Origin of the sequence: Pseudoalteromonas sp. MEBiC 03607 (assembly GCF_004792295.1) — a bacterium.
Lineage (GTDB): Bacteria > Pseudomonadota > Gammaproteobacteria > Enterobacterales > Alteromonadaceae > Pseudoalteromonas > Pseudoalteromonas lipolytica_C.
Genome location: NZ_SRRY01000001.1, coordinates 1,637,364 through 1,660,560, shown reverse-complemented (window position 1 = coordinate 1,660,560; position 23,197 = coordinate 1,637,364). Strand labels below are relative to the sequence as shown.

Genomic DNA, 23,197 nt, shown 5'->3' with positions numbered 1-23,197 from the left:
TGAGGATTTTCTGTCTAACACTTGTGTTATAACTTTTGAATCCTTATAACTTGTTGATAGCGCCCCATTCACGGTAGCGTAAACACGATTGATAAGCACTGAACGTTTCACGTTTGTGCGGTATAAAAAACAATTTTTGACTCACGCTTTTAGGACAGTCTTTTTATTATGGCAGTTAACGCATTTTCACAATTAAAAACATACTTAGACACGCAAATTATCGGCCAACCCCAATTAACTCAAGCACTGTTAATCGCAATTTTGGCTGATGGCCACTTATTAGTTGAGGGCCCTCCGGGTCTTGCAAAAACCCGTGCTGTAAATGCATTAGCAAAAGGCGTTGAAGGCAGCTTCCAACGAGTTCAATTTACCCCTGACTTACTACCTGCGGATGTCACCGGTACCGATATTTATCGTCAGCAAACCAGTGAGTTCGTATTTGAAAAAGGCCCGTTATTTCATAACCTAATATTGGCTGACGAAATTAACCGTGCTCCAGCTAAAGTACAATCAGCACTTCTTGAAGCCATGGCCGAACGCCAAGTAACTGTTGGTAAAAACACCTATCCACTGTCTGACCTATTTATGGTTATGGCAACGCAGAATCCGCTTGAGCAAGAAGGCACTTACCCACTGCCAGAAGCTCAGCTTGACCGCTTTTTACTGCATTTAAGCATTGATTACCCGGGTGCTGAACACGAATTAGATATCCTACGCTTAACCCGTGGCGAGGCCATCTCTGATAAACAAGCAACGACGCAACAAATTAGTCAAAGTGAGCTTTTTGCTGCCCGTAAAGCCATTTTGGGTTTGTACTTAGCTGAACCACTAGAGAAGTACCTAGTACAATTAATTGTTGCCACCCGTGAAGCGTCTGAACTTGATGAGCAACTTGGCCGCTGGATTGAATATGGTGCAAGCCCACGTGCAACGATTGCCCTTGATAAGTGTGCGCGTGCTCATGCTTGGCTTGAAGGTCGTGATTTTGTAGCCCCTGATGATATCCAAGCTGTGCTTCACAATGTGTTGCGTCATCGTATTATATTGAGCTACGAAGCGCAGGCCGATGGCATTAGTAAAGACGATGTGATCAGCCGTATTTTAGAATTGGTGGCAGTACCATAAGCTATGTCGAGCCAATTTGATACAGCGGCGTGGTTAGCGGCAAGCCATAGTCAAGGCGTAAACTTATCACTCAAAGAGTTGATGTATTACAAAGCCAAAGCTCGCTTGCTAGAACTTGCGCCCAAAGTAAAAATCAAAAACAGTTTAGCTGGGCAATACCTTGCGCCTCATAAAGGTCGCGGTATGGAGTTTGCCGAGGTACGGCATTACCAAGCCGGTGATGACATACGCTCTATCGACTGGCGTGTTACCGCACGTACTGGCGAAACCCACACTAAGCTGTTTCAAGAAGAAAAAGAACGCCCTGTTTTCGTATTTACTGACTTTTCAAACTCAATGCTGTTCGGCTCAAAGTTATTATTAAAGTCAGTGCAAGCAGCGCACATTAGCGCATTAGTTGCATGGTCAGCATGTCAACGCGGTGATCGGATTGGTGGTCTGGTGTTTAATCAGCATAGCCATCACGAATTAAAGCCTACATCGCGCGAAAAAGCAGTGCTAAAGCTTTGTCACAATTTATGTGATATTCACAGCCAAGCACTGACTAATATAGATAAAACAACCACCAGCTTATTTAGCGAAAACCTTAAACGCCTTAATCATTTAGCAAAACCAGGAAGCTTGGTTTATATCGTCTCTGATTTCAGTGCCCTTGATGAAGCAAGCTTCAAACAGCTTGAGATGCTAAGCAGACACTGTGAGTTAATTGGCTGCCATATTAGCGACCCATTCGAGCATCAGTTACCGGCTTTTAAGCAAACTGTGACCGTGTCGGCTAATGGTCAAGAGCTGGCTTTACCGTTAATGGATAAGCAATTTCGCGAGCGTTTTGCTAAGTCTGCTGAAGAGTCGTTTTCTAATAGATTAAAACGCTTACAAAAATCTGGGCTTAGTTTAATTTCATTCAGTGCAGCCACCCCACTTGAGCTGCAATTAGTGAGAAAGTAACAATGCAAAAAAATCCGCTAGATGGCTTACATGATGTCATTGCACCAACCGAGGTTGCATGGTGGCCACTTGCTCCAATTTGGTGGCTTATCATCGCCTTAATTGGTTCGTTATTAATTGTCGGCTTAGTGCTTTTATATAAAAACCAGCAGTTTAAAAAAGCCAAAAAACAAGCCATTAAATTAAGTAAAACAGTGGCTGATGATGACGCACAACAGCTACACATTATTTTAAAACGTTTAACTCGTCATTATTACAACAACCAGCTTGCCTCTCAGCCTTTAGCAAAGTGGTCAGAAAGCTTGTCTAAGCTTAGTGGCGACAACTTTAGTTACGATGAACTAATGCCACTTTATCAACAGCAAACGAATAATGCCGAGCTTGGGGCTAAATTACGCAGCGCCATCCACAACTTTAAACTCAAGGAGCCAATCAATGTTTGAGTTTAGTTGGCCATGGTGTTTTGTACTTTTACCACTTCCTTGGTTATTAAGCCGCTTTATGCCGCTAAAGCAGCAAGGGCAGTTACGTTTACGTATCCCAGGCTTTGCTAAGCTTGGCTTGAATAATCAAACAGTGCAGCAACATAGCCGTAAAGTTTCATTACTCGAATGGGCAGTATGGGGTTCACTGGTTGTTGCAATAGCAAACCCAACTTGGCTTGATGAGCCTATCACACTGCCTAATGAAGGCCGCGACATTATGCTTGCAGTGGATTTATCTGGCTCAATGACCGAGCAAGACATGGCCTATCAGAATCAATATGTCGATAGGCTAACCATGGTAAAAGCTGTATTAAGTGACTTTATTGAGCAGCGTCAGGGTGACCGCCTTGGTCTTATTTTATTTGGCGATACGGCATTTTTACAAACGCCACTTACACGTGATGTTAAAACTGTGAGCCAAATGCTAAGCGAAGCACAAATTGGCCTAGTTGGCCGAGCAACAGCCATCGGTGATGCATTAGGTTTATCGGTAAAACGCTTTGCCAACAAAGATGAAAGTAATCGTATTGTTGTACTATTAACTGATGGACAAAACACCGCTGGTAACCTTGATCCAGAAGATGCGCTACTGTTAGCCCGCGAAGAAGGTATCAAAGTATATACCATTGGCGTTGGCTCAGATAACCCACGTGGTTTTAGCCTATTTAATATGGGTGGCATGAATGGTGGTAACCTTGATGAAAGCTTATTAAAGCGTATTGCAGAGCAAACCGGCGGCTTATACTTTAGAGCAAAAGATGTGGCTGGTTTACAACAAATTTATCAAGAGCTTGATAAGCTTGAGCCTATTAGTAGCGATGAGCAAACGTTCCGCCCGCAAATTTCTTTGTTTTATATTCCACTGCTTATAGCGCTTGGCTTAATAAGCTTAGCAATGCTAGTCAGTTTTATCCGCCAATTTAAGCAGGAGAGCTAGTATGGATTTTGAATTTATTCGCCCTGCCCTACTTTGGTTATTAATCCCAGCATTGATTATTTTTAGTGTGTTGTTAGTGCGCAATAAAAAAAGCGCCCCAGCTGATTTAATAGCACCCCATTTGGCACAGTTTGTAATGAGCGACAACCACAAAAAACAAAGCCAACCACTTTGGTTAGTTGCGCTGTTTACCTTATTAGCTATTGTGTTTTCTGCAGGCCCAAGCTTTGAGAAAAAACAAGTGCCAGTGTTTCAAGCAAAAAACGCTCGAGTCATTGTGATGGATATGTCGTACTCTATGTTCAGTACCGACATTGCGCCAAGCCGGTTAGTTCAAGCTCGCTTTAAAGCACTTGATATGATTGAGCTTTTCAAAGAAGGTGATACGGCATTGGTTGCTTATGCAGGCTCTGCATTTACTATTTCGCCGCTAACCAATGACGCCAGCACGTTGGCTAATCTGATCCCAAGCCTAAGCCCTGATATCATGCCAAGCAAAGGCTCAAATGTGATTGATGGTTTAGAAAAAGCAAATGAGCTACTTAAACAAGCGGGTTACCTTGAAGGCGATATTATTTTAGTAACGGATGGTGTTGACCAACTTGACCAAGAAGATATTGCTCGATTTACAAGTGAATCGGATTATCGCTTAAATATTTATGGTGTAGGCACTGAGCAAGGTGCGCCAATCAAGCTTCCTGAAGGTGGTTTTTTGAAAGACATGCAAGGACAAATTGTTATTCCAAAATTAAATGTGAGTCGCTTAAATGCACTTGCACGTAATAGTGGTGGCAAATTTGCGCTCTATCAAACCAGTAATCAAGATATTAAAACATTCGCACCTAGTGCCAATGCTGAAGTGCTTAAAGATGAAAAACAAAGCCAAGCTTTATGGCGTGTTGATGCGGGTATTTATGGCCTGATTATTTTACTACCGTTAGCACTTTTTTTGATTCGCCGAAGCAGCCTAGTGCTTGGGGTTTTGTTTGTTATGCTACTGCCTCAGCAACAGGTTTACGCCGCTGAGTTACCAGAGGTGTTTAAAAACCAAGACCAACGTGCCCTTGATGCCTATCAGCAGAATCAATTTGAACAAGCCGCACAAGCAGAAAACGCGCAACTAAAAGGCGCAGCCCTTTATCAGCAAGGTAATTACCAAGCGGCCATGGACGCCTTTAGCGAAGATAAGTCAGCTACTGGTTTGTATAACTATGGTAATGCTCTTGCCAAGGCTGGTGAGCTAGAGCAAGCCGTAGAAGCTTATAAACAAGCCCAGCAACTTAAAAATGATTTTACTGAAGCAAAAGAAAACCAAGCCCTCGTTGAACAGTTATTGCAGCAGCAAGAGCAACAACAGCAGCAACAAGATCAACAGCAAAACAATGATCAACAAAACAGCGATGGCCAGCAAGATAACCAGCAAAAGCAACAGGGAGAGAATTCCCAGCAAGGCGAAAACTCTGAGCAAAGTGAGCAGCAAGAGGGGCAACAACCCTCTGAGCAAGGTGAACAATCAGATCAAAAAGGTGAGCAAAGCGAGTCTGAAAGTGGCCAGCAAAACAAACCTGAAATGGAATCACAAGCACAACAGTCACCACAATCAGGTGAACAAAAGCCAGAGCAGTCCCCCGAGCAACAAGATGCAAAGCCAGAGCCATCGCAAAGCGATGAACAAGCTAAACAGCAAGCAGAGCAACAAGCTATGCAGGCACAAGCAGCTGAACTGACTAATGAAGAGAAAGAAAAAGCACAACAGCTTAATCAGTTACTTCGTAAAGTCCCTGATGATCCTGCGATCTTATTAAGAAATAAAATGCAATTAGAAGCACAAAAACGAAACTATCAACGTCGTCCACGAGGAGCCGAAAAATCATGGTAATGCGATTATTATGTTGTTTATTGCTAATCGCGGCAGCGCCGCTTTGGGCTGCCACCCAACTACAGGCAAGTGTTGATAAAAACCCAGTCCTTGCAGGTGAGTTTTTCATATTAACTATTACCGCTGACGACACCATCAACAGCGAGCAACCTGATACCTCTGTACTATTAAAAGACTTTGTTGTTGGACCAACGAGTGTTAGTACCCGCACCAACATTATTAATGGTGAAATCAGTAAGCAAACGAGTTGGTCTGTAAAATTAATGACTCGCAAAGAAGGGACTTACACAATCCCAGCATTCACCGTTGCTGGTGCAACTTCGCAGCCAATTGAGTTAACGGTTAGCAAACGGAGTCAAAACTCTGAACAAAGCCAAGATGCATTTATCAAAACCAGTATTAAACCGCAAAGTTTGTATGTGCAAGAAGCCGGTGTCTATACAGTTAAGCTTTACATAGACAACAATAAAGAGCTACTTGATGGCAACCTTACGACACCAGAAATGGAAAATGCCGAATTAACCGCCATCAATAAACAATCAGAAAGCTATGAGCTGATTGATGGAAAGCGTTATTTGGTGATCACTCGCGAATACCTAGTGCAACCACAAAAAAGCGGCATTAATACCATTACAGCCCCTGTCTTTAATGGCCGTATCCGTCAAAACTATCGCCAAATGGCAATTTCAGCTATGGGTAAAAATGTTGATGTAGACATAAAACCAATTCCTGATAACTACACAGGTGCTTGGCTGCCAAGTGAATTAGTCAACCTTGATGAGCAATGGCAACCAAAAGATGACACGGTAGAGGTAGGTACGCCAATTACACGTACAATCAAACTCACCGCGCTTGGTGTCACCAAAGAACAGCTGCCTGATATCGAGATGCCACAAATACAAGGTTTTAGAAGTTACCCTGATCAAAAAGAGAATAACCACTTAGTGCGTGATGGTCGCGTTATTTCTCAGCAAACAGCGTCTTATGCGTTATTACCTCAAACACCAGGAACGTACACTTTACCTGAAATCAAATTGCCTTGGTTTAATACTAAAATAAACCGTATCAGTTATGCCACGCTTCCTGCACGCACAATTACGGTGATACCAAGTACTAACCCATTAACCCCGCCACCAGCGACGCTTACACAGCCCCAAACTGACAACTCTGCCGCTGTGACAGATATGCCACCGGCTGTACAAACTGTCACTCAAGTCAGCACACCAGCTTGGCTCATAATTGTTGCAGCTGTAGGCTATGGCCTGTGGTTAGTCACTTTGGTTCTGTATATTAAAAAACGCCCAACAGTACGTGAAGTCGCACCACAATCAGTAGCTGCTTCTTCAACATCACTTGATGAGCTTAAGAAGGTCGCTAAACAACGCAACAATGCTCTCTTCTACAGCACGTTAATGGCCTACGCTAAACAGCAAACCGGTCACACAACACGACCAATTGAGCACCTGCAAACAACACTTAACAATCAAGCCCTCAATGAGGAAATTGCTAAATTACGCGCTAAACTCTATAGTTCAGCAGACGAGCATCCTGATTTAGCAAAGATTGTGGCTTTGCTTAGCCAAGCCACTAAGCACGTTAAGTCGACAAACCAAGAAGATGTATTAAAGAATCTATACGATTAATATTAATACGTTGAATTTAAACGGCTAATCTACAATTAGCCGTTTTTTATATAAAAATAATATAAATTCAGAAAGTTTTTTTCTGGTGGGCGGGTCTTATTTACTATGACAGAAAAACAAAAGCGATATGAAGCACTGGTTCATATCTACCACAGTGAGCTTTTTCGCTTTGCATATTGGTTATGTCGTGATCAGAGTATTGCAGAAGACTTAGTGCAGGAAACCTTCCTGAGGGCTTGGCGTGCCTTGGATTCACTGCAAGATCAGCAAGCAGCCAAACCTTGGTTACTCACTATATTACGACGAGAAAATGCTCGGCGATTCGAACGCAAACAATTTGATTACGCCGATGTTGAAAATGACACACTTGTAGATGAAAAAAGCACGACGCTTGATGCTGAAATGGAACAAACAGTGATTCAACGACAAATTGGAAAGTTATCAGAAGAGTATCGCGAGCCACTGCTGTTACAAGTAGTAATGGGGTGTTCGGGTGATGAAATTGCCGAGATACTCGATTTAAATAAAAACACGGTAATGACACGTCTTTTCCGTGCCAGAAACCAGCTTAAAGAGGCTTTAAGCAGTGATGATGATCAACTTAGAGGAGCATCAAATTAATGGATGAACTCGAGTTTCGCCGCCGCATCCTCGCCGAGCCAAGCACGACTGATAAGGAGCTTGACGCGTTTGCCGAGCAGGACGAAGATAAACAGGCGTTTATCGATGATGTACGTGCCTTAGATGATGAGCTAAGCAAAGCACTCAACGTACCCGTGCCTGAAAATCTAGCAAAGCGAATTATTGATAATACTTATGCCACCGAAGAACAGCTCTCTGAGCAGCCGTTAGACACTATTATTGAGGCTAAGTCGCGCTTTGCCTTTAATCGCCTTTATTTAGCGGCTGCAGCGTCGTTTTTAGTGGCAATTAGTGTGTTCTTCGTTACTAACAAACAGCATACGTTATATAGTGTTGGTGAGCATGCTTTTACTCATTTGTATCATGAAATTGACTCGCTCAATAAACATGAGCCAATTGACCTTGCCTATGTGAACGAAAAGTTTGCCACAATTGGCGGACATTTAGATGAGCTACCCGGTAAAGTTACTTATTTAATGTTTTGTAATTTTCAGGGGAAAAAAGGCCTGCACTTGGTATTTGAATCTGACTTTGGTCCAATGACTGTCTTTATCGTCCCTGCTGACGAACAGCCTTTTGGTACTGGCTCAGAAGATTTCAGTGATGAACGTTTTGCTGGGCATATAAACCGCGGAAAACAAGCTGATACGATACTGATAGCCAGCCTTGATGCACCGCTTGATAGCTATAATGCAATGCTAAATGATGCGATACGCTGGTTACATTAGCCCTGTCCGCAAATAAAGTTTAGATACAAAAAAACCGCAGTGTGACTGCGGTTTTTTATCGCTATAGAGCCGATTATTTACAAACGTCTGCTACTGCATTAGCAAAGTAATCAATGTTTGCATCACTGATACCAGCAACGTTTACACGGCTAGAACCAACAATGTAGATTGAGTACTCTTTTTGTAAGCGCTCAATTTGCTCTTTATTAATACCTAGGAATGAGAACATACCATTTTGACGGTCAATAAATGAGAAATCTTGTTCAATCCCTTTTGCTGCTAAGCTTTCTTTGATTAAAGTACGTAAACTATTAATACGGTTACGCATTTCATCAAGCTCATCGTGCCACATTTGCGTAAGCTCAGTGCTGCCTAAAATCGTGCTAACAATATCAGCACCGTGTGCAGGCGGCATTGAATAAATACTACGTACAACGCTTAATAATACAGAGTTAGAGATATCAGCAGTTGCAGCATCTTTTGCAATAATTGAACACGCACCGATACGCTCGCGGTATAGACCGAAGTTTTTCGAACATGAAGAACAGATGATTAGCTCATCTACCGCTGCTGCTAGTTTACGTAGACCCGCAGCGTCTTCTTCAAGGCTTGAACCAAAACCTTGGTAAGCAATATCAACAAGTGGCGTAAAACCAACTTCAACAGCAAGATCAGCAACTGTGCTCCATTGCTCAGCATTTAAATCCATACCGCTTGGGTTGTGACAACATGCGTGAAATAACACAACATCACCTTTAGGCACTTGCTTTAGGGTGTTTATCATGTCATCAAATAATAGGTCTTTATTTTCGTAATCGTAGTAAGGGTACTCTTTTACTGTTAAGCCTGCCGCTTCAAATAAGCTAATGTGGTTTGCCCACGTTGGCGTAGTAACCCATACCGTTGCATCTTTATTGCAACGCTTGATGAATTCAGCTGCAACACGAAGTGCACCTGTACCACCTGGTGCTTGTGCAGTGCGAACACGGTTTGCTAATAACGCAGGATGCTCACCCAGTAATAAGTTTTCCATTTTTTGGCAGTAATCTAAGTTACCCGCCAAGCCAATGTACGATTTACTGGTTTCGTTTTCTAAACGAAACGCTTCCGCTTTTTTAACCGCTTTTAATACAGGCGTATTGCCTTGCTCATCCTTATAAACACCTACACCCAAATCGATTTTCTTCGGGTTTGTATCTTGTTTAAAGGCCGCCATTAGGCCAAGAATAGGATCTGTTGGTAATGGTTTTAATTCTGAGAACATTGACTATCTCTTTTTATAGGGGTTAGCGTTGCCACTAGCTTAACATAAAAACCCAGCCTAATTACTAGTTAAATTAGACCAAGAGTTGAGGAATTTTAATACAACATGCCACAAGTAATGCGAGGGTTTGTTGATCAAAGAAATCAGTATTAAATGCTTCTGCATCTATAATACCTAAGCATTCGTTTTTGTCTGAAAGTAATGGTAAACAGGTCTCTGCTTTCACTTTAGGATCGCAAGTATAGTACTCACCACCTTGAGCAAGGTAATCAGCAACGTTATTGATCACACGCCCTTGCTTAGATAGTGCAACCTGTACATTATTGCTACCCTTAGCGAATGCTTCTGTTAGAGGAAATAACGGACGACTTGGCGCGCCATGGTAAACCAGCTTCAATAACTGTGGGCCTTCGTCTGTATTTGTTGCTTGATAAATACCAAACCAATCTACTTGCGTCTGGGCAACGACAAAATCGATGATTTTTTGAAGCTTAGCCAGCTTTTCAGTGTTTACAGCATTGTCTGCAACATAGTCGTTTAATTTGAATGGTTCATCTTGCAAATAACCAAATAAGCTACACGCACCACCCTCACCTAGTTCAGGGATTTGGTACTGCCAGCGCACTGAAGGTAATGCTGACTCTGCAAGATATTGCTCAAGGTTTGATAATTGCTCCGCAACAAGGTTTTCAGGTAAATCTAGTTGGGCAACAGATAAGTAAGTAGAGATCATTTAGCCATCCAAACATCTATAATGCCGAAATGATAACATGCGATTTTAGTGTGAGCTAGCTTTGCTTGCAGTTAATTTATAATTAATTTCGACTTGGTTGCCAGCGCTATTAAATGAGACTTTAGAAGCTATCTCAGAAAGTAAACATAGACCTCGACCATGTTCTCTAACTAGGTTTTGCTGACTCTGCCCTGTTTTTGAAAATCCATTCCCTGAGTCACAAATCGTAAAGTCTAATTCTAATGTTTCGGGACTATATTGAATATCTATAATGATTAATGCTTCGCTTAACGAAGCCAGAGCTTCTTCTCGTTGTTGATAATAGATTAAAAAACCGTCTTCTTGGTTTTTTATCTCTGAGTCAAGCCCAAGAACACCATGATCAAGTGCATTATTATAAGCTTCAGATAACATCAAAAATATATTAGCCCGATGATCATTTAAGCCACCAATTTTGCTAAGCAGTTCGATCACTTCTAAAACGGGGTCGGTACTTTTAATTTGCTTTGCGTTTAAGCTCATTGAGATATGAAAAGGTAAAGGCGAAAACTGCTCATATGTCTGTTCTGGTGAAGGAACCGGCAAACAATTTAACAACACTAAGCTCAAGTCATCTTGTTGTTGATTACCACGCGCAAAACGATTAACACGCTCAATTATTTGTTCTGTACTTATATACGATTTTGACGCTAATACTTTTTTAAATCGTTGTTCACCAAAGTACTCATCATTGAGGTTAGTTGTTTCAATAATGCCATCTGTTGCCATCACGATTCGCGATGATGGCTCAACTTCGATGTGAATTAAACCACGTTCAAACTCTTCAGGCTCAAGTATACCCAGCGCCATATGCTGTGATTCTAGCGTTCGGGCTATGTTGCCTTTTTCATTAATAACATAAATGTCAGGTAAACCACCTAACCATGCTGAAACACTTCTTCCAGATTTACTCAGCTCTAAAATAGTCGCAGCACAAAACATGTGGCCTGGCAGTAAATTGCCCAGTACAGTATTAATTTCAGCCGCAATATCACTGACCGACATACCTTTACTTACCATGGTATAAAACACGCGTGAAGCGGGTAATGCTCCAACCGCTGCAGCTAAGCCGTGACCTGTAAAGTCTCCTAACATGCAATATAAACTGCCAATAGGGCTTTGTGCCACAAGAAACATATCACCATTAAACATGGCGGCAGGAGATAAATGGAAGTCTAAATGAGCAGGAAATGCTTGCTGGTTTTCTAATGCGTTATTAAAGATATGCTCAACAATCTCATGCTCTCTTTCAACTTGATTTTGATGGTACTCAAGTTGCAAATTCTGATCATGGGCTTTTTGGCTTAAGTTTCTAATTCGGCTGTGTGCTTTTATCTTGGCGTTTAGAATCACTTCTTGAAATGGTTTTTGTAAGAAGTCATCTCCCCCAACAGCTAAACAACGTTCAAAACTTGCCTCATCTTCTAATGAGGTAATAAAAATAATTGGCAGGTAAACTTGGCTGAAGCGCTTTTTGATTATCGATGCAGTTTCAAAACCATCCATAACTGGCATGATGACATCAAGTAACACGATGTCGATTTTATTCTCTTCTAATAGCTTTAATGCATTCAAGCCATTATCGGCAGTAAAAACACGATAACCTTGTTGCTCTAACATCACTGTTAATAGACGGCGATTTAACTCTAAATCATCAACAACCAGTATATTTAGCATCAATCAATATCAAACTTTTTGTCAAAACGAGAAATTTGCAGAATTTTCTTTAGCTGTGGCTGACAGTTACTGATTTGAATTGTGTCGACCTTACCAGAAAGGTTTTTTTTCATGTTAAGCAGCATACCTAGTGCAGAGCTATCCATATAGTCTGTTTCTCTTAGGTCAATAACAACTTTGTTAATATTATCGTTTAAGTCAGCATAAGCCTGACGAAAAGTTTGCACTAGATTAAAATCAAACTTTCCTTTGATCTGAACGGTTAAAATTTCGCCATCTGCAGATGTACTGCACGTTAAACTCATAATAAACTCCTAACAAACAATTCCTTCCTCAGAATTATCTAAATATAACTGCTTAAAAGAAATAAGCCAAAAATTAAAACACTTAGAATGAAATTTGTTATTATTTGGGCAAGCTTTCACAATGAGATCCACTATGAGCGACAATAATCTAGTTTATTCAACAGCGACTGGCCGTATTGAACAACCTAAAGAAACAAAGCCAACCCAAAGCAAAACGTTTAAAGATGGCTTTTTACGTATTGAGCGTCAAACAAAAGGCCGCAAAGGCAAAGGCGTCATGCTAGTTGTTGGTATTGACAGTGAGCAACATGACTTAAAAAAGCTGGCTAAAACCATTAAAAGTAAAATGGGTCAAGGTGGCGCCGTTAAAGAAGGCATCATCGAGGTGCAAGGTGACGACAGAGAAAAACTCAAAGCTATTCTCGAAGGGCTTAAATTTAAAGTAAAAATTGCAGGGGGCTAGTCAGCCCCCTCACTCATTATGACTTCATTGAGCTTAGGTGCTCATAAAGTGCTGGTAACTCATCTTCTGGGACTGGTTTACTGTAATAGAAGCCCTGCACAATATAACAATTGTTATTTTGCAAAAATTCTATTTGCTCAATCGTTTCAACCCCTTCAGCAACCACGTTTAGTTTAAGCTTTTGCGCCATCGCGATAATTGCAGCCGTGATTTCCATGTCGTTGCTATCCTCAGGAATATCTTTAACAAACGAGCGGTCAACTTTCAAAATATCAACCGGGAAACGCTTCAAATAACTTAATGATGAATAGCCTGTACCAAAATCGTCAATCGAAATCGACACGCCCAATGCTTTCAGTTGATGTAGTTGCAAGATAGCAGCTTCTACATGCCCCATCAGCATACTTTCTGTGAGCTCTAAGTGCAGTCGCTTTGGCTCCACACCGGTTTGCTTAATAATGTTATCAAGCGTCGATACTAGGTTGGCATCTTTAAACTGTCGAGCAGATAAGTTAATCGAGATATTATTTTTTAAATTCTGATCTGCTAATCGAGCTGCAAACTCACAGGCTTCTTTTAAAATCCAGGCTCCTAACTCAACAATTAATCCAGTTGCTTCAGCAATAGGAATAAATTTTGTCGGTGGGATCATTCCCTCTTCCGGATGGAACCAACGTATCAGCGCTTCGTACCCAACAACTTGGTTGTTACGACAATCAACTTGAGGTTGGTAGTACACTCTGAATTGGCCTTCACGAATACCTGTACGTAACTCATTTTCAATGAATAATCGTTCATTCGCAGCAGCATTTAATTCTTGGCTATAGAAGTGATAGGTGTTTCGTCCCTTTGCTTTCGCTTCATACATTGCAAGATCAGCATGTTTGAGTAATTGGTCTTCTTCTTGGCTATCAAATGGTGCCATTGTAATACCAATACTGGCACTAATGATCACTTCATTGTTACCTAACTTAATTGGCTCATTAAGCGTACGTTGAATGGTATTAGCAACTTCTGTCGCATGAGTTTGATGCTCAATACCACTAAGTAAAACCGCAAACTCATCACCGCCTAAACGGGCAATGGTATCTTCTGTGCGTAAACGTTTTTTCAAGCGATTGGCTACTTCAACCAGTAATTGGTCACCTGCATCATGGCCTAACGTATCATTGATACGCTTGAATTCATCTAAATCAAAATAGAACAAAGCAAAGGCATAATGACCACGCTCTGCTAAGGCCATTGACTTACGCAATTGCATTCTAAAGAAAGTACGGTTTGCAAGCCCCGTTAAGGTATCAAAATAAGCAAGTTGCTCCATCTTACGTTGGCTTTCTTTTACAAAAGAAATATCTTGAGCTGATGCCACGTAACTGGTTATCTCACCACTGTCTTCACGAATTGGCGAAATACTTAAAGAAACCCAAACAGATTGACGATCATTTGCTTGTAATAAGGTATCACCGCGCCAATAATTTCGGCTTCGCAGGTCAATATCAATATCATCAACTAATATTGCCATCTCTTGTGAAATAATGCTCAGTAAAGGAGAGCCTATAAAGTGACGTTCTTCAAAGCCTGTCATCTCAACCATTTTTGGGTTGACGTATTTTACTTCAAACTCTTCATCTGTAATGACCACCCCCGTTCCGGAGAATGCAACAGCCTTAGATAATCGATTTGCCGCTTTTTCTGCAATTTCCTTTTCACTGATACGCTGATTTAAACCATCTATCAATTTACGGATCTCAACGGCCATATCTCTGAAAGAACCATTCAAGGTACCGATTTCATCTTTATTTTCTTTGGGAAACTCTGTTTGCAATTGCCCTTTACCAAAGCTCACCACAGCATTAACCAAAGAGTGAATACGGCGTAACACTAATTGATAAAGTGCTTGATGAAGTAACAGTGCAACTAAAATAGCGTACAAAATAAATAAGCCAAAAAATTTAACTTTCAGCTCTTCTAACGCAGATAATGCCGATGAACGCTTTTTATAAATACCAATATACCAGTCGAGCTGTTCAACTTTGCGGATATTGATAATGTGAGTTTCACCATCTTGTACAAATGAATTTGCCGACTCAGGCAACCTAAGACGAATGGTTTCAGAGACTAGCTTTTGCAAGTCAGCATTCACAAAATCTTGAGTCGCTAATTTTTTCCCCTCACGCCCGTATTTTTCTAATGTTTTCTTATCTAAATCAGGGTGCGCCAATAATTGACCATTCGCATCAAAAACAAATAGGTTTTGTTCGCGATCGCCAATCGGTAATTGAGAAAGCAGTGTTTCAAGTGCAATATCACTTCCTGTTACACCAAAAAACTCATTTCCACGATAAATAGGAACGAGCACACTCACAACCCATTTGTGCCATATATTATCGTAATAAACATTTGACCAAACAGCTTCACGACTTGGGTTGGTAGCTTCTTTAGCGTAGTTAAAGGTTTTACCAGTCGTAAAATTAAAATCGCCCGGAACATTTAGCGCCCAGTTAGGCGGCGCAATACGAATAAAATTGTCTTTTGTGATCAGATAGAAATTGAAAAAGTCTTGGATTAAGGTAGGTGAAACAATTTTCCATAATGACTCGGAATCATTAATTAATTGTTTGTAAAACGGTGAGTAATTTTCTTGTGGTATAAATGCAGCTGATAACCCATCAGCAGAAGTGCTACGAATACTGCCGTCTACAGCAAATTTAATTTCTGAGTTAAAATTACTTTGCAAATGAGAGTCGCTTTGTAGCAACTGGCTACTAACAACAGAATTAGCCTGTTCCGCAATATTAATTTTAGTGTTGATTAAATGATTAAACTGCTTTGTTAAGCGTTCACTTGAGTGCTTTAAGAGATCATGCTCTTCAAACACGAGTTGCTTCTCTTCGGATTTGAGCATTAAAGCCGCTGCACAAATACCCGCAATTAAACAAATCGCAGAGATCAGCAGCGACAATTTCATACTTAATGAATTCACACCAAACCGTGATGGCGGTCGTCGATACACCACAGGACTACCTTATTAATAATTGTTATTATTTATTATGCAAAAACAAATATACCAGATTCATTTTTATATTTATAAATTTTTTATGAAGATTAATGAATTTTCCTAATCAGTGTACTCATTTATAAATTACTGCGATATGCAGTTGACTTTGTGTACAAGTGTTTTTACATTAAAGCAATGAATAAAATTATCTCTCGCACACGTTTTTCGTTTTTTAGCTTCTTTAGATAGAGGAGGCTTAACTGTTTGCGAGATAAATTCACCGAATAGCTAAAGCCTCCCTCTTGGGAGGCTTTTTTGTTTGTGCACTGTTTTGGAATGAGGAAACCAACATGAGCAATGATGTATTAAATGCATTACGACACGATATCAATGAAATTGATTCAGATTTATTAGTCTTACTGGCCAAAAGACGCCGAATAAGCCATAGCGTTGTTGAGTATAAAATTGCTAACAATAAACCAATACGAGATGAAGCACGTGAGCAAGCGTTGCTCGAAAAGCTAATAAGCTATGGTAAATCACTTGGCCTAGACGCCTACTACATAAACAATGTCTTTCAGACCATTCTTGAAGACTCAGTTTTAAATCAGCAAGCCATGTTGCAAAAGAACCTCAACCCTGAAGCAATGAGCGAAACACACCGCGTAGCATACTTAGGTGGACAAGGCTCATATAGCCAACTAGCTTGCCATAAATATTTTAGCCGTCGCCCAGGTAAAGTAATTGAAATGGGCTGTACTAGTTTTGATCAAATCACAGGTAAAGTAGAAAGTGGTCAGGCAGACTTTGGCTTATTGCCTATTGAAAATACCAGCTCTGGCAGTATTAATGAGGTGTTTGATTTATTACAACATGCGCAAGTATCCATTGTCGGTGAAGTGACACACAGTGTTGAACATTGCCTATTAGCGATGCCTGGCACAGAGCTTTCTCACATCAACAAAGTGTTTGCTCATCCTCAGCCTTTTGCTCAATGCAGCCGCTTTATCCAAGGTTTGGGAGATATTCAGCATGAAACCTGCGACTCAACCTATCACGCCTTAAAATCAGCTGTTGAAACACCTAACAGTGCCGCAATTGGTTCAGCACAAGCCGGTAAAAATGTTGGCCTAGAGGTTGTTAAGTCAGGTCTTGCTAACCAAAGTGAAAATCATAGCCGCTTTATCGTTGTAGCACGTAAGCCGCTACAAGTTTCAAAGCAAATTCCGACCAAAACCAGTTTAATTATGGCTACAAAACAACAAGCCGGTTCTTTGGCAGATGCACTGATGATTTTTAAACATCATCAGATCAATCTAGTAAAGCTTGAATCTCGCCCTGTACCTGGTAACCCATGGGAAGAAGTGTTTTATGTCGACCTTGAAGCGAACCTTGATGACTTACATGTTAAACAAGCGCTCGAAGAGCTAAAAGAACACACCCAGTACACCCGTGTATTAGGCTGTTATCAAAGTGAATCATTACAAGCAGTAAGCGTTTAATCCACCTTATTCTATTAGTTAAATAAAGGAGCCAACAGGCTCCTTTTTGTTTAATTTTATCGCAGAGACTTGCACACCCTTCCCAGTGTAAGCATAATCTTGAAAACATTTTTAAAATGGAACATACATGAATTGGTTAGCAGAATTAGCAACTAAAAGAACACCTTGGCTATTATTAGCCGTGATATCCTTAGCATTTGAAATCACCGCATTGTTTTTTCAATACAATATGGGTCTTGAGCCATGCATCATGTGTATTTATCAACGTACAGCAGTATTAGGCTTACTTGCTGCAGGTGTTATAGGTGCGATTAACCCGCAGGCGATGGTATGTAGAGTATTAGCATTTGTCAGTTGGGGTATATCAGCAATTTGGGGTTATTTTATCGCCAAAGAACACATTGCAATGCAGAACAACACTGATCCTTTTGCATTCAGCTGTGCTTTTGAACCAAACTTTCCAAGCTTTATGCCTCTTCATGAGTGGATCCCAAGTTTCTTTGCTGCTACTGGTGATTGCGGCAATATAGATTGGCAGTTTGCATCGCTGAGTATGCCAGCTTGGATGGAAGTGATCTTCGCTGCGTTCTCTGTCGTATTTTTAGTGGTTATAATTAGCCGCCTTGTATGCAAAAAGTCACTGTAATGATATATTTTTTTACCAGTCAAATACCTGAATTAAAGGTCTTTAAAGTGAGGCAGCGCCAGCAAATCATTGCCCTTGCACTTAGCCATTTGAGCCCTATGCACAAAATCACTTTATCTGTCTGTAAACTTGCTTTTTTGGCACCACTATTTTTAGGGCTCGCGTATTTTGAAGGATGGATGCTTCTGCCCTGGTTACTGTTAGCGGGGGTAAGCTATCCGCTTTTAACCACACCACTCGAAAATATATTTGCATTGCCACATCTGCAAACCGCTATTAAAGAATACAAACAGGGCTGTTAGGCCCTGTTTGACAGAGTGGCTTTTTAAAGCGTAATTTGTCCCTTTAATTTTTGGTAGAGTTTCTCACCAATCCCCTTAACCTCTTTTAGCTGTTCGACAGTTTTAAAGTTACCTTGGCTCTTACGATATTCAATAATTGCTTTGGCCTTTGCTTCACCAATACCTGGTAATTGAGTAAGCTGCTCTAACGTGGCTTTATTCAAACTTACTTTTTGTAGCTTAACATCTGCAACATCAACAGGTTTCGCTGCAAGTGCAGCTGTGGCGGGCAAAAGCGCAAGGCTTGAAGCTAACAATAGACTTGATAATAATTTCATATTTTCCTCCATGATGTCCTTACTTGGACAACTAATTTCCTTTGTTACCAAACACTCGCTCCATCGCTTGTGTTCTTAAAATTATAGGCCTAGCAGTTTTCCGATGCTTGGATAGATTTTAGGTAACAATTTAAATTAAGCTAATTTCGCTTTCTTTGTCAAATGATAGAAAGAAAAATGTAAGTTGCTACTTGCAAATAATGCCACAACACATTACTGTATATAAAAACAGTAATCAAGATGGCGATTTTACGCTACAAATGCCACGCTTAAATGCAGGAGAGATCATGGCTGTTGTTGTTAAATATGTTGTAGAAAGAAACGGAGTCGAGCGCATGACGTTTACTACTAAAAAAGAAGCTGATGCGTATGACAAAATGCTCGACATTGCTGAGTCATTGGAACTAATGCTTGAAAAAGTTGATGTACCATTAAGCGAGCAACAAATTGAGTCACTGGCGCTTGAAATGGCAAAAGAAAAAGACCAATTTATGGCTGTACTCAAAGGTGCAAAAGAAGCACCTGCTAAGCCTAAAAAAGCAAAGTCAGACGATAACGTTGCAGATATAAAAGAGAAAGCTGCAAGCTAACCATTCGCTTTAAAATTAAAAAAGGGCAACATCTGTTGCCCTTTTTTGTGTTTAATCAAAAATTACAGTGATGATTCAACCTCATCAAATAAGTCTGTAATTTCCTTTTTCGGCTCGGCTGTCATAAGGCTTACAACAACAATCGCTATCGTTGATAAAATAAAGCCAGGGACAATCTCATAGATGATTGCACTTAGAGCTTGGCCGTCAATAGTGATTGGCGCGTAAATCCAAAACAACACTGTTGCTGCACCAACAACCATGCCACTGATTGCTCCTTGTAAGTTCATGCGCTTCCAGTACAAACTAATTAGCACAAGCGGACCAAATGCAGCACCAAAACCAGCCCATGCATTACTTACTAAATCAAGGATTGAGCTGTCACGGTCATACGCAAGATAAATAGCAAATAAAGCAACCAAAATAACGCTGATACGACCCACTAACACTAGCTCTTTTTGTGAAGCGCTACGATTTAAGTAAATCTTATAGAAATCTTCTGTTAGTGAACTTGAACATACTAATAGTTGCGACGAGATAGTACTCATGATTGCCGCTAAAATAGCAGCCAATAAGAAACCCGCAATAAGTGGATGGAAAATAAGCTCAGATAACACCAAGAAAATCGTTTCTTTATCATCGATTGGCATTTGATTTTCGAGCATGTACGCTGCGCCAAATAAGCCTGTAAATACGGCACCAATAGCTGAAAGCGTCATCCACGACATACCTACACGACGCATCGTTGGCATATCTTTAACAGAGCGAACTGACATGAAACGAACAATAATATGTGGCTGACCAAAATAGCCTAAGCCCCATGCCATTGCAGAAATAATGGCAATTGTTGAACCACCAGCGAACCAGTCCATCATGTTAAGTGCATGTATTTCTGTTTCTTTAGGAGAACTTAATAATAAGTCATAGCGTGCATTTGCAAGCGTATCCATAAATGGTTGATCAAGCATAGTGTAGGTTGCAATAGGCACCGCTAACAGCGAGATAAACATGATACAGCCTTGCACGAAGTCAGTTAAGCTCACTGCTAAAAAGCCACCAAATAAGGTGTAAAGCACAACAACACCCGTAGTAATGTACAAGCCCATTTCATAACTCATATTAAATGAATTTTCGAACAGCTTGCCGCCCGCTACAACTCCTGATGAGGTATATAGAGTAAAGAATACAATGATAACGACTGCAGAAATAACACGTAAGATATTTTTATTATCTTCAAAACGGTTTGCAAAGTAATCAGGGATAGTTATCGAATCATTGGCTTTTTCGGTGTAAACACGTAATCGAGGTGCCACTAAAAAGTAGTTAGCCCATGCACCAAGCACTAAACCGATTGCAATCCAAACCTTGCTTAGGCCAAATAAGTACATTGCACCTGGTAAGCCCATTAATAACCAACCACTCATGTCTGATGCACCCGCTGAAAGCGCCGCAACACTTGGAGATAAGTTACGTCCACCTAGCATATAACCTGACACATCATCTGTTGATTGCTTATAGGCATATAGCCCTATTCCCAACATTACGATGAAGTATAATGCTAACGAAATTATCATTCCTGTTTCCAAATTAGCCTCCAAAAATTAGTTAATGTTGGCTTTTAATCCGAATAATGACTCGCAAGTTATTTAATTATAAGACATTATTGGGGTAAAAACCGATATCACTCATGACTATACCACGCTTCGACACTATAACTCCAATAGTGCCGATAACCAACTAAGTTTACATTTACAACGATACGCTAACAAAATTGTGATATTTAATCATAACTTATAGAATTTCATTACGATTTATCCTAGTCTTAACGTTAAGATAAAATCATAATTTATCCCCATATCTTGTCATTTTATTAATGCTATTTTAGATACAATGGCATATATTGCGAGGGGATAATGAAATAACTGATGTGGACAAGCTTGGACTATGTATTTTTACGCTGCGCGCCAACCGATTTTAGATAAGGAAAAGAAACTAGTCGGCTACGAACTCCTCTTTAGGGATGGAGTAGATAATGTGTTTCCAGATATTGATGGCGATGAAGCAACGTCACGGCTCATTGAAGGCAGCCAATTTAACTTTGGTTTGGAAGACTTAACAGACAACAAACCTGCTTATATAAACTTTACGTTAGAAACATTACAAAAGGGTTACCCGTTATTATTAGGTAAAGACAATGTTGTAGTTGAAATTCTTGAAACTATTCAACCTGGTAAGCGATTACTGGCTCTTGTCAAAGATTTGAAAGAAAGAGGCTATACGCTAGCACTTGATGATTATATTCACCAACCAGTTTGGCGTCATTTTTACCCGTATATTGATCTTATAAAAATCGATTTTCTAACCTGTACACCTGAATCTCTGCAGACGGTGATTGAAGCTATAAAGCCTCACCCACACATTAAGTTGTTGGCAGAAAAAGTTGAGACCCATGAGAAGTACCAACTGGCCATCGATATGGGTTTTAGCTACTTTCAAGGCTTCTTCTTTTCGAAACCTGAGATGGTGCAAAGCAAAACTTTACCACCGTCTGAGATGGCATTAGCTGAGCTTTTGTATGAAACATCGAGTATTGACTTAAATCTTAAAAAAATCACCGATGTATTTGAAAGAGATGTTAACTTATCTTACAAGTTACTGCGTTATTCAAACTCTGCAGCATTTAAACGTCGTGCTGAAATCAGCACCATCAAACAGGCACTTATCGTTTTAGGTAGCGAAGAAATTAAACGTTTCTTATCGCTGTTATTCGCCGCACAAGTGGCTGCAGATAAGCCTGCTGAACTCATCCGCTTATCACTCACGCGAGCTCGCTTTGCTGAGCTGTTAGCTATCAGTCATGGGCAATTACGCGATACTGGAATGGCATTTTTGACCGGTATGATGTCGCTTATGGATGCAATCTTAGATGAAGATATGCCAAGCGTAATGGGCAAATTACCGCTAACAAATGAAATTAAAGGTGCCCTTCTTCATGACGAAGGTTTATTAGCAACGTATTTACGCCTTGTAAAGTTTTACGAGCAAGCTGACTGGGAAAGTGCCAAAGAGATCCAACAACAACTCGGCCTCAAACCCGAAGAGGTGCCCGATGCATATCACGATGCATTGAACTGGTCGAATGAACAAATGTCTGTATTCGGCGACTAATGTTCGAAATGTAAATACAAAAATGCCAGCAATATAGCTGGCATTTTTTCGTTGTGGTCAACGCTATTAAAGGTTTTCTAAGAAGTCTTCATCAAAATCGTCTGGCTCTTTTTCCATTGGTGGATTGCCATCATGAAGCTCATATAATTGACGCTGGAAATAGATATCTTTAACAAATATGTACGGGTCAAGTGACTCATTTAATAGACTTTCTTGAGGTATCAAAGAAGCACGCGCTTCAACCGCTTTCAGTGCAAACACTAAAATGGTTTGAGGTGTTGTTAACGCTATTTCAGGTAATACTATGTTATCAACTACATCACCCGTTAAATTTCGTACTGTACTTGGCCCCATGCCAGGTATCATCAAGTAGGCACCATCTCCTACTCCCCACACACCTAGCGTTTGGCCAAAATCTTCATCAACGATCTCTAGCCCTAATGAAGAGGCCACATCGAAAAAGCCAAATAAGCCAACCGTAGAGTTCACTAAGAAACGCGCAAGGCTGATCCCCATATTCCCTGGTTTGCCCTGCAAACCAGCGTTAACCATATCAGTTGGTGCAGTAATATTATCAGTAAAGTTAACAATACTGCGCCTAACAGGCATAGGTGTCACTGTAACATAGCCCACAGCAGCAGGGCGCAGAATATAAGCATCAAGCACATCCATGTTAAAGTCATACATAGGACGATTGAATGACTGCAATGGATCTCGCTCATCTGCTTTTTCTTCGGGTACTTGTGCGCATCCTGCAAGTACAGCAAAAAAAATTAAAAATATACTATGCCTAAACATTGGCTATC

Annotated in this window: 21 protein-coding genes and 1 pseudogene; 14 read left to right on the top strand and 8 right to left on the bottom strand. The window is 40.5% G+C overall.

What is annotated here, in order from left to right; translation table 11 throughout:
• Positions 1-168: 168 nt before the first annotated feature.
• The 8 genes and pseudogenes from E5N72_RS07615 to E5N72_RS07580 all read left to right on the top strand — a co-directional run bounded on the left by E5N72_RS07615 (position 169) and on the right by E5N72_RS07580 (position 8,387).
• Positions 169-1,125, top strand: coding sequence for a MoxR family ATPase (locus tag E5N72_RS07615; protein WP_135923914.1), 957 nt, complete (start codon positions 169-171; stop codon positions 1,123-1,125).
• Positions 1,126-1,128: 3 nt separating this feature from the next.
• The gene (locus E5N72_RS07610; protein WP_135923913.1) at positions 1,129-2,073 is read left to right on the top strand and encodes a DUF58 domain-containing protein; all 945 of its coding nucleotides are present in this window, start codon (positions 1,129-1,131) and stop codon (positions 2,071-2,073) included.
• A 2-nt stretch (positions 2,074-2,075) separates the two neighbouring features.
• Positions 2,076-2,516, top strand: coding sequence for a DUF4381 domain-containing protein (locus tag E5N72_RS07605; protein WP_135923912.1), 441 nt, complete (start codon positions 2,076-2,078; stop codon positions 2,514-2,516).
• Positions 2,509-3,495, top strand: coding sequence for a VWA domain-containing protein (locus E5N72_RS07600; RefSeq protein WP_135923911.1), 987 nt, complete (start codon positions 2,509-2,511; stop codon positions 3,493-3,495). The genes E5N72_RS07605 and E5N72_RS07600 overlap by 8 nt, the downstream gene beginning before the upstream one ends.
• A 1-nt stretch (position 3,496) precedes the next feature.
• A complete protein-coding gene (locus tag E5N72_RS07595) occupies positions 3,497-5,374 on the top strand; it encodes a VWA domain-containing protein (protein ID WP_135923910.1) in 1,878 nt (625 codons plus the stop codon).
• Positions 5,368-7,017 (top strand): BatD family protein, encoded by a 1,650-nt coding sequence (locus E5N72_RS07590; protein ID WP_135923909.1) that lies wholly within the window; start codon positions 5,368-5,370, stop codon positions 7,015-7,017. The genes E5N72_RS07595 and E5N72_RS07590 overlap by 7 nt, the downstream gene beginning before the upstream one ends.
• 78 nt (positions 7,018-7,095) lie before the next feature.
• A pseudogene (locus E5N72_RS07585) lies at positions 7,096-7,638 on the top strand (sigma-70 family RNA polymerase sigma factor); the annotation flags it as partial.
• A complete protein-coding gene (locus E5N72_RS07580) occupies positions 7,638-8,387 on the top strand; it encodes a DUF3379 family protein (RefSeq protein WP_135923907.1) in 750 nt (249 codons plus the stop codon). The pseudogene E5N72_RS07585 and the gene E5N72_RS07580, both read left to right, overlap by 1 nt.
• Positions 8,388-8,460: 73 nt before the next feature.
• Here E5N72_RS07580 and E5N72_RS07575 read toward each other — a convergent pair whose 3' ends face one another.
• From E5N72_RS07575 to E5N72_RS07560, 4 genes are all read right to left on the bottom strand, one after another.
• The gene (locus E5N72_RS07575; protein WP_135923906.1) at positions 8,461-9,651 is read right to left on the bottom strand and encodes an amino acid aminotransferase; all 1,191 of its coding nucleotides are present in this window, start codon (positions 9,649-9,651) and stop codon (positions 8,461-8,463) included.
• Positions 9,652-9,724: 73 nt separating this feature from the next.
• Positions 9,725-10,384 carry a GAF domain-containing protein gene (locus E5N72_RS07570; protein WP_135923905.1) on the bottom strand — a complete coding sequence of 220 codons (660 nt, stop codon included), beginning with the start codon at positions 10,382-10,384 and terminating at the stop codon, positions 9,725-9,727.
• A 45-nt stretch (positions 10,385-10,429) separates the two neighbouring features.
• Positions 10,430-12,100 carry a fused response regulator/phosphatase gene (locus tag E5N72_RS07565; protein WP_135923904.1) on the bottom strand — a complete coding sequence of 557 codons (1,671 nt, stop codon included), beginning with the start codon at positions 12,098-12,100 and terminating at the stop codon, positions 10,430-10,432.
• Positions 12,100-12,405 (bottom strand): STAS domain-containing protein, encoded by a 306-nt coding sequence (locus tag E5N72_RS07560; RefSeq protein WP_135923903.1) that lies wholly within the window; start codon positions 12,403-12,405, stop codon positions 12,100-12,102. Before E5N72_RS07560 ends, E5N72_RS07565 begins: the two co-directional genes overlap by 1 nt.
• Positions 12,406-12,538: 133 nt before the next feature.
• Between E5N72_RS07560 and E5N72_RS07555 the strand changes: the two genes are divergently transcribed.
• Positions 12,539-12,868 (top strand): stress response translation initiation inhibitor YciH, encoded by a 330-nt coding sequence (locus tag E5N72_RS07555; protein WP_135923902.1) that lies wholly within the window; start codon positions 12,539-12,541, stop codon positions 12,866-12,868.
• Between the two features lie 16 nt (positions 12,869-12,884).
• Here E5N72_RS07555 and E5N72_RS07550 read toward each other — a convergent pair whose 3' ends face one another.
• Complete coding sequence (locus E5N72_RS07550) at positions 12,885-15,884, bottom strand: EAL domain-containing protein (RefSeq protein WP_199527881.1); 3,000 nt, start codon at positions 15,882-15,884, stop codon at positions 12,885-12,887.
• A 332-nt stretch (positions 15,885-16,216) separates the two neighbouring features.
• Between E5N72_RS07550 and E5N72_RS07545 the strand changes: the two genes are divergently transcribed.
• The 3 genes from E5N72_RS07545 to E5N72_RS07535 all read left to right on the top strand — a co-directional run bounded on the left by E5N72_RS07545 (position 16,217) and on the right by E5N72_RS07535 (position 18,316).
• Positions 16,217-17,368 carry a chorismate mutase gene (locus E5N72_RS07545; RefSeq protein WP_135923901.1) on the top strand — a complete coding sequence of 384 codons (1,152 nt, stop codon included), beginning with the start codon at positions 16,217-16,219 and terminating at the stop codon, positions 17,366-17,368.
• Positions 17,369-17,495: 127 nt separating this feature from the next.
• A complete protein-coding gene (dsbB, locus tag E5N72_RS07540; RefSeq protein ID WP_135923900.1) occupies positions 17,496-18,014 on the top strand; it encodes a disulfide bond formation protein DsbB in 519 nt (172 codons plus the stop codon).
• The gene (locus E5N72_RS07535) at positions 18,014-18,316 is read left to right on the top strand and encodes a DUF6170 family protein (RefSeq protein ID WP_135923899.1); all 303 of its coding nucleotides are present in this window, start codon (positions 18,014-18,016) and stop codon (positions 18,314-18,316) included. The genes dsbB and E5N72_RS07535 overlap by 1 nt, the downstream gene beginning before the upstream one ends.
• A 23-nt stretch (positions 18,317-18,339) precedes the next feature.
• Here E5N72_RS07535 and E5N72_RS07530 read toward each other — a convergent pair whose 3' ends face one another.
• The gene (locus E5N72_RS07530) at positions 18,340-18,633 is read right to left on the bottom strand and encodes a helix-hairpin-helix domain-containing protein (protein ID WP_135923898.1); all 294 of its coding nucleotides are present in this window, start codon (positions 18,631-18,633) and stop codon (positions 18,340-18,342) included.
• 287 nt (positions 18,634-18,920) lie between these two features.
• Here E5N72_RS07530 and E5N72_RS07525 point away from each other — a divergent pair, with 287 nt between their 5' ends.
• The gene (locus tag E5N72_RS07525; protein ID WP_135926253.1) at positions 18,921-19,223 is read left to right on the top strand and encodes a YebG family protein; all 303 of its coding nucleotides are present in this window, start codon (positions 18,921-18,923) and stop codon (positions 19,221-19,223) included.
• Positions 19,224-19,285: 62 nt separating this feature from the next.
• On the opposite strand, the gene putP is transcribed toward E5N72_RS07525, so the two are convergent.
• Positions 19,286-20,797: a sodium/proline symporter PutP gene (gene putP, locus E5N72_RS07520; RefSeq protein WP_135923897.1), complete on the bottom strand. Its 1,512-nt coding sequence runs from the start codon at positions 20,795-20,797 to the stop codon at positions 19,286-19,288.
• A gap of 370 nt (positions 20,798-21,167) precedes the next feature.
• Here putP and E5N72_RS07515 point away from each other — a divergent pair, with 370 nt between their 5' ends.
• Positions 21,168-22,391, top strand: coding sequence for an HDOD domain-containing protein (locus E5N72_RS07515; protein WP_135923896.1), 1,224 nt, complete (start codon positions 21,168-21,170; stop codon positions 22,389-22,391).
• A 66-nt stretch (positions 22,392-22,457) separates the two neighbouring features.
• Here E5N72_RS07515 and E5N72_RS07510 read toward each other — a convergent pair whose 3' ends face one another.
• Positions 22,458-23,189, bottom strand: coding sequence for a VacJ family lipoprotein (locus tag E5N72_RS07510; RefSeq protein ID WP_135923895.1), 732 nt, complete (start codon positions 23,187-23,189; stop codon positions 22,458-22,460).
• Positions 23,190-23,197: the final 8 nt, after the last annotated feature.

Coding starts and splice junctions, on each gene's coding strand:
- E5N72_RS07545 (WP_135923901.1), top strand. CDS start 16,217: ATGAGCAATGATGTATTAAATGCATTACGACACGATATCAATGAAATT.
- E5N72_RS07510 (WP_135923895.1), bottom strand. CDS start 23,189: ATGTTTAGGCATAGTATATTTTTAATTTTTTTTGCTGTACTTGCAGGA.
- E5N72_RS07610 (WP_135923913.1), top strand. CDS start 1,129: ATGTCGAGCCAATTTGATACAGCGGCGTGGTTAGCGGCAAGCCATAGT.
- E5N72_RS07535 (WP_135923899.1), top strand. CDS start 18,014: ATGATATATTTTTTTACCAGTCAAATACCTGAATTAAAGGTCTTTAAA.
- E5N72_RS07590 (WP_135923909.1), top strand. CDS start 5,368: ATGGTAATGCGATTATTATGTTGTTTATTGCTAATCGCGGCAGCGCCG.
- E5N72_RS07565 (WP_135923904.1), bottom strand. CDS start 12,100: ATGCTAAATATACTGGTTGTTGATGATTTAGAGTTAAATCGCCGTCTA.
- E5N72_RS07580 (WP_135923907.1), top strand. CDS start 7,638: ATGGATGAACTCGAGTTTCGCCGCCGCATCCTCGCCGAGCCAAGCACG.
- E5N72_RS07560 (WP_135923903.1), bottom strand. CDS start 12,405: ATGAGTTTAACGTGCAGTACATCTGCAGATGGCGAAATTTTAACCGTT.
- dsbB (WP_135923900.1), top strand. CDS start 17,496: ATGAATTGGTTAGCAGAATTAGCAACTAAAAGAACACCTTGGCTATTA.
- putP (WP_135923897.1), bottom strand. CDS start 20,797: ATGATAATTTCGTTAGCATTATACTTCATCGTAATGTTGGGAATAGGG.
- E5N72_RS07615 (WP_135923914.1), top strand. CDS start 169: ATGGCAGTTAACGCATTTTCACAATTAAAAACATACTTAGACACGCAA.
- E5N72_RS07525 (WP_135926253.1), top strand. CDS start 18,921: ATGGCTGTTGTTGTTAAATATGTTGTAGAAAGAAACGGAGTCGAGCGC.
- E5N72_RS07600 (WP_135923911.1), top strand. CDS start 2,509: ATGTTTGAGTTTAGTTGGCCATGGTGTTTTGTACTTTTACCACTTCCT.
- E5N72_RS07530 (WP_135923898.1), bottom strand. CDS start 18,633: ATGAAATTATTATCAAGTCTATTGTTAGCTTCAAGCCTTGCGCTTTTG.
- E5N72_RS07605 (WP_135923912.1), top strand. CDS start 2,076: ATGCAAAAAAATCCGCTAGATGGCTTACATGATGTCATTGCACCAACC.
- E5N72_RS07515 (WP_135923896.1), top strand. CDS start 21,168: ATGTATTTTTACGCTGCGCGCCAACCGATTTTAGATAAGGAAAAGAAA.
- E5N72_RS07575 (WP_135923906.1), bottom strand. CDS start 9,651: ATGTTCTCAGAATTAAAACCATTACCAACAGATCCTATTCTTGGCCTA.
- E5N72_RS07570 (WP_135923905.1), bottom strand. CDS start 10,384: ATGATCTCTACTTACTTATCTGTTGCCCAACTAGATTTACCTGAAAAC.
- E5N72_RS07595 (WP_135923910.1), top strand. CDS start 3,497: ATGGATTTTGAATTTATTCGCCCTGCCCTACTTTGGTTATTAATCCCA.
- E5N72_RS07555 (WP_135923902.1), top strand. CDS start 12,539: ATGAGCGACAATAATCTAGTTTATTCAACAGCGACTGGCCGTATTGAA.